Origin of the sequence: Agromyces humi (assembly GCF_009720255.1) — a bacterium.
Classification (GTDB): Bacteria; Actinomycetota; Actinomycetes; order Actinomycetales; family Microbacteriaceae; genus Agromyces; species Agromyces humi.
In genome coordinates, this window is sequence record NZ_WJSP02000283.1 from 1 (window position 1) to 4,944 (window position 4,944).

The following is a 4,944-nucleotide window of genomic DNA, read 5'->3' on the forward strand; positions in this document are numbered from 1 at the left end:
CCCGCAGGTCCTCGCTCCGGGCGACCCGCTCGCGGGCGTGCCGGCCGAACGGCTGCAACCGCCGTCGATCGCGCACTGGTTCGGCACCGACCAACTCGGACGCGACCTCTACACCCGTGTCGTGCACGGCACGGCGCTGTCGCTCCAGGCCGCGGGGATCGCGGTCACGGTCGGCCTCGTGCTCGGCACCCTGCTCGGCCTGCTGGCCGGCTTCGTCGGCCGTTGGGTCGACGCAGGCGTCATGCGGTTCGCCGACGTGCTGCTCGCGATCCCCTCGCTGCTGCTGTCGCTCGCGATCATCACGGCGCTGGGCTTCGGCACGGTGAACGTGGCGATCGCGGTCGGCGTCGCGAGCGTGGCATCCGTCTCCCGGATCATGCGATCGGAGGTGCTGCGGGTGCGCACCTCGGTGTACGTCGACGCCGCGCACGCGTCGGGCGACCGGTGGAGCCGGGTGCTGTTCCGGCACGTGCTGCCCAACTCGGCCGGGCCCGTGCTGGTGCTGGCGACGCTGGAGTTCGCGACGGCGATCCTCGCCGTGTCCGCGCTCAGCTTCCTCGGCTACGGCGCCCAGCCGCCCACGCCCGAGTGGGGATCGCTCGTCGCCGGAGGCCGCGACTTCCTCCGGAACGCCTGGTGGCTGACCACGATGCCGGGCCTCGTCATCGCGGCCACGGTGCTGGCCGCGAACCGGCTGTCCCATGCCCTCGACCTCGAACGGAGACGAGCACGATGAGCCTCGCAACCGATGCGCCGTCCACCTCCCGCACCGACGTCGCGGCCGACGCCCCGCGGCTGTCCGACGCGCCCGCCCTCCTCGTCGTCGACCGCCTCGCCGTGACCTACCGCGTGAACGGCGGCGTCATCGAGGGGGTGCGTGAGGCGTCCCTCACCATCGCGCAGGGCGAGACCGTCGCAATCGTGGGGGAGTCGGGGTCGGGCAAGTCGACCACCGCGCACGCGATCCTGCGCCTCCTGCCGCCGTCGGCGGCCATCGCGGGCGGCTCCGTGCGGTTCCGCGGCCGCGACCTCGCACGGGCGGGGGAGGCGGAGCTCCGAGGCATCCGGGGCCGGGCGATCGGATTCGTGCCGCAGGATCCGACGGTCAGCCTCAACCCGGTGCAGCGCATCGGCGACCAGGTCGGCGAGGTGCTCCGCATCCACGGTCTGGCCGATCGGCGAACGGCGCGAAGCCGAGCGATCGAGGCGCTCGCCGAGGCGGGGCTGCCCGATCCCGAGGTGCACGCCGAGCAGTACCCGCATGAACTCTCGGGCGGCATGCGCCAGCGGGTGCTCATCGCGATCGCGATCATCGCCAGGCCCGCGCTGATCATCGCCGACGAGCCCACGAGCGCGCTCGACGTCACCGTGCAACGGCAGATCCTCGACCGCATCGACGTGCTCAAGCGCGAGCTCGGCACGAGCGTGCTCCTCATCACCCACGACCTCGGGGTCGCCGCCGACCGCGCCGATCGCATCGTCGTGATGTCGCAGGGCGAGGTGGTCGAGACCGGCACGCCCGCCGAGGTGCTCGGCGCCCCGCGGCATCCGTACACGAAGCAGCTCATCGCCGCGGCGCCGAGCCTCGACGACCCGCGGTCGGTGTCGAGGGCGACGACGGTGGCACCGGATGCCGCGACGGCACCCGAGTCACCTGCCCTCCTCGCGGCGATCGACCTGGTGAAGGAGTTCCCCGTGCCGCGCGCCGCCGGGGGCGGCACGCATCGGGCCGTCGACGGCGTGAGCTTCGCCATCCCGCGTGCACGCACCCTGGCCGTCGTGGGCGAGTCGGGGTCGGGCAAGTCGACGACCGCGCGACTCGTGCTGCGCCTCGCCGACGCGACCTCGGGTCGCATCGAGTTCGCGGGCGAGGACATCACCCGGATTGACGGACGGGCGCTGCGGCAGTTCCGCCGGCGCGCCCAGCTCGTGCACCAGAATCCGTACGCCTCGCTGAACCCGAAGCTCTCGATCGGTGCGATCGTCGCCGATCCGCTCGAGGCGTTCCGGCTCGGCAGCCGCGCGTCGCGGGCGCGACGTGTGGCCGAGCTCATCGACGTCGTCGCCCTGCCGAGCACCGTGCTGGGACGGAGGCCCGCCGAGCTGTCGGGCGGGCAGCGGCAGCGCGTCGCCATCGCCCGCGCCCTGGCGATCTCGCCCGAGCTGCTCGTGCTCGACGAGCCCGTCTCGGCGCTCGACGTCTCGATCCAGGACCAGATCCTCACCCTGCTCGCCGACATCCAGCGCGAACTGGGGCTGAGCTACCTGTTCATCTCGCACGACCTCGCCGTGCTGCGCCGCATCGCGCACGAGGTCGTGGTCATGCGCGAGGGCCGCGTCGTCGAGACCGGCGGCATCGACGCGGTGTTCCGGGCGCCGCGCGACCCGTACACGCGCGCCCTGCTCGATGCCATCCCGGGGTCGCAGGCGGCGCGCACGCGGCATCCGGCCCACTGAACCGACGGGCCGCAACCACCCTGTCCATCCCTTCCGACCGATCCGATCCATCTCGTACCGACCGACCGAACACCCAGGAGCAGCACATGTCCATCCATCGCCGAACCGCCCTCGCCGCCGCCGTCGCGGCCACGACCCTCGCCCTCACGGGCTGCGCCGCCGCCGCGAGCACCTCCGACGCGGCATCCGACAGCGCCGTCACCGAGGGCGGCGACCTCGTCTTCGCCATCGGCAACGACCCGATCTCGCTGAACCCGTCGGGCACCGGCTCCGGCAACGACACCCTGTACGTCACGCGCCAGCTCGTCGACTCGCTGCTCTACCAGGACCCCGAGACCGGCGCGCTCGAGCCCTGGCTGGCGACGGAGTGGTCGAGCAACGACGACGCCACCGTGTTCACGTTCGAGCTGCGCGACGACGTGTCGTTCTCCGACGGCTCGCCGCTCACGGCCGCCGACGTCAAGGGCACCTTCGACGACATCGTCGCGGCGGGCGCCGAGAGCCAGGCGATCAGCTCGTTCATCGGGTACGCGGAGACCGTTGCCGTCGACGACGACACCGTCGAGGTGCACTTCGGCGCGCCGAACGCCGCGTTCCCGAGCTCGGCCGCGTCGGTCGCACTCGGCATCGTGGGCGAGTCGACCCGTGCGACGCCCTTCGCCGAGCGCGCCGACGGCGCCGCCGTCGTGGGCAGCGGGCCCTTCACGCTCGACGAGTACACGAAGGACGTGCAGACGGTGCTCGAGCGGCGGGACGACTACGCCTGGGGGCCGACGCCCCTCGGCAACGACGGCGCACCCCACCTCGACACCGTGACCTTCCAGGTCGTGCCCGAGGCGGGCGTGCGCACGGGCAGCCTGTCCTCCGCGCAGGTCGACGTCATCGGCGGCGTGCAGCCGATCGACGTGCAGACCCTCGAGGACGGCGGGTTCCCGCTCGTGCACCGCGGCAACCCCGGCGCGACGTTCGGCGTCTACTTCAACGAGGCGCGTCCCATCGTCGCCGACCGCACCGTGCGCGAGGCCATCGCGAACGCGATCGATGCCGAGGAGGTGCGCGACACCGCCCTCAACGACCTGTTCGCGGTGGCCACGAGCTCCCTCGCTGAGACGACGCCCGGATTCGCCGACCAGTCGGGCAGCTTCGCCTTCGACCCCGACCACGCCGAGGAGCTGCTCGACGAGTCCGGCTGGGTGCCCGGATCCGACGGCATCCGCGAGCGCGACGGCGAGCGACTCTCGCTCGACCTCGCGTGGATCACGAACTTCGGCCCGAACCAGACGTCGCTCGAGCTCATCCAGCAGCAGCTGAAGGCGGTCGGCATCGAGGTGAACCTCGTGGGCGGCACGGTGCCCGAGTTCCTGAAGCTGCAGGAGTCGGGCGACTTCGACCTCTCCTGGCAGAACCTGTCGCGCGCCGACGGCGACGTGCTCCGCACCACCTACTCGACGGCGGCCACGAACCGGCTCCACCTCGACGACCCCGAGCTCGAGTCGCTGCTGCAGGAGCAGGCGGCGGTGGCGGATGCCGCGGGTCGCGACGCCGTGCTCGCCGACGCGCAGGCGCGCATCGCCACCGAGTTCCACCAGGTCCCGGTGCACGAGCTGACCTCGATCCTCGGCACCCAGCCGACGGTGCACGGCGTGACGCTGGGCGCCGACTCGCGCCTCGACTCCCTCGTCGCGGCGTGGAAGTCCGCGGAGTAGGCGAGGAAGTGCGCGGAGCAGGAGAACACTGAACGACATGGCTTCGAACGACGTGCCCCCGGCCGGCTCGCTCCTCGAGGAGGAGGCGCTGCGGTACATCCGCGACCTCATCCGCATCGAGAGCGTGAACACCGGCGACCCCGCCACGATCGGCGACGGCGAGAGCCGGGCCGCCCGGTACGTGCAGGCGGCCCTCGAGGAGGTCGGCTACGAGACGACCTTCCTCGAGTCCCGTCCCGGTCGGGGAAGCGTCGTCGCGCGCCTTGCCGGACGCGATCCGTCGCGCGGGGCGCTCGTCGTGCACGCGCACCTCGATGTCGTTCCCGTCGAGGGGCAGGACTGGACGCATCCGCCGTTCGGTGCCGAGATCGACGACGGTGTGCTCTACGGGCGCGGCGCCGTCGACATGAAGAACTTCGCCGGGGTCATCCTCGCCGTCGCCCGCGCGTTCGCGCGCGACGGCGAGGTGCCCGACCGTGACCTCGTCTTCGCGTTCTTCGCCGACGAGGAGGCGGGCGGAGTGTGGGGCGCCCGCTGGCTCGTGGAGCACCACCCCGAGCTGTTCGCCGGGGCGACAGAGGCGCTCAGCGAGGTCGGCGGCTTCTCGGTGCCGCTCGCACCGACGCGACAAGCCGTTCGGCTTCGAGGTGGAGGGTGTCGCCGTGCTGCTACTGTCGTAGCGGATGGTGTCCCGCATCGAGCCCGACGCGAAGTAGGTCTCGTCGGTGGAGCACAGCCCGAGTGCGACGACGTCGGCGCCTTCGATCCCTGCAGTTCCGCA

The 4,944-nt window shown here is 72.3% G+C and carries 4 protein-coding genes; all 4 read left to right on the forward strand.

What is annotated here, in order from left to right:
* On the forward strand, positions 1-736 hold a 736-nt coding region (locus GH736_RS17140; protein WP_159605493.1), incomplete at its 5' end, for an ABC transporter permease.
* Entirely contained in the window at positions 733-2,457 is a 1,725-nt protein-coding gene (locus GH736_RS17145) for a dipeptide ABC transporter ATP-binding protein (RefSeq protein ID WP_159605495.1), read from the forward strand. The genes GH736_RS17140 and GH736_RS17145, both read left to right, overlap by 4 nt.
* Positions 2,458-2,543: 86 nt before the next feature.
* On the forward strand, positions 2,544-4,163 hold the full coding sequence (locus GH736_RS17150; protein WP_159605497.1) for an ABC transporter substrate-binding protein: 1,620 nt from the start codon (positions 2,544-2,546) through the stop codon (positions 4,161-4,163).
* A 37-nt stretch (positions 4,164-4,200) separates the two neighbouring features.
* On the forward strand, positions 4,201-4,944 hold a 744-nt coding region (locus GH736_RS17155; protein WP_159605499.1), incomplete at its 3' end, for a M20/M25/M40 family metallo-hydrolase.

Coding starts and splice junctions, on each gene's coding strand:
- GH736_RS17145 (WP_159605495.1), top strand. CDS start 733: ATGAGCCTCGCAACCGATGCGCCGTCCACCTCCCGCACCGACGTCGCG.
- GH736_RS17150 (WP_159605497.1), top strand. CDS start 2,544: ATGTCCATCCATCGCCGAACCGCCCTCGCCGCCGCCGTCGCGGCCACG.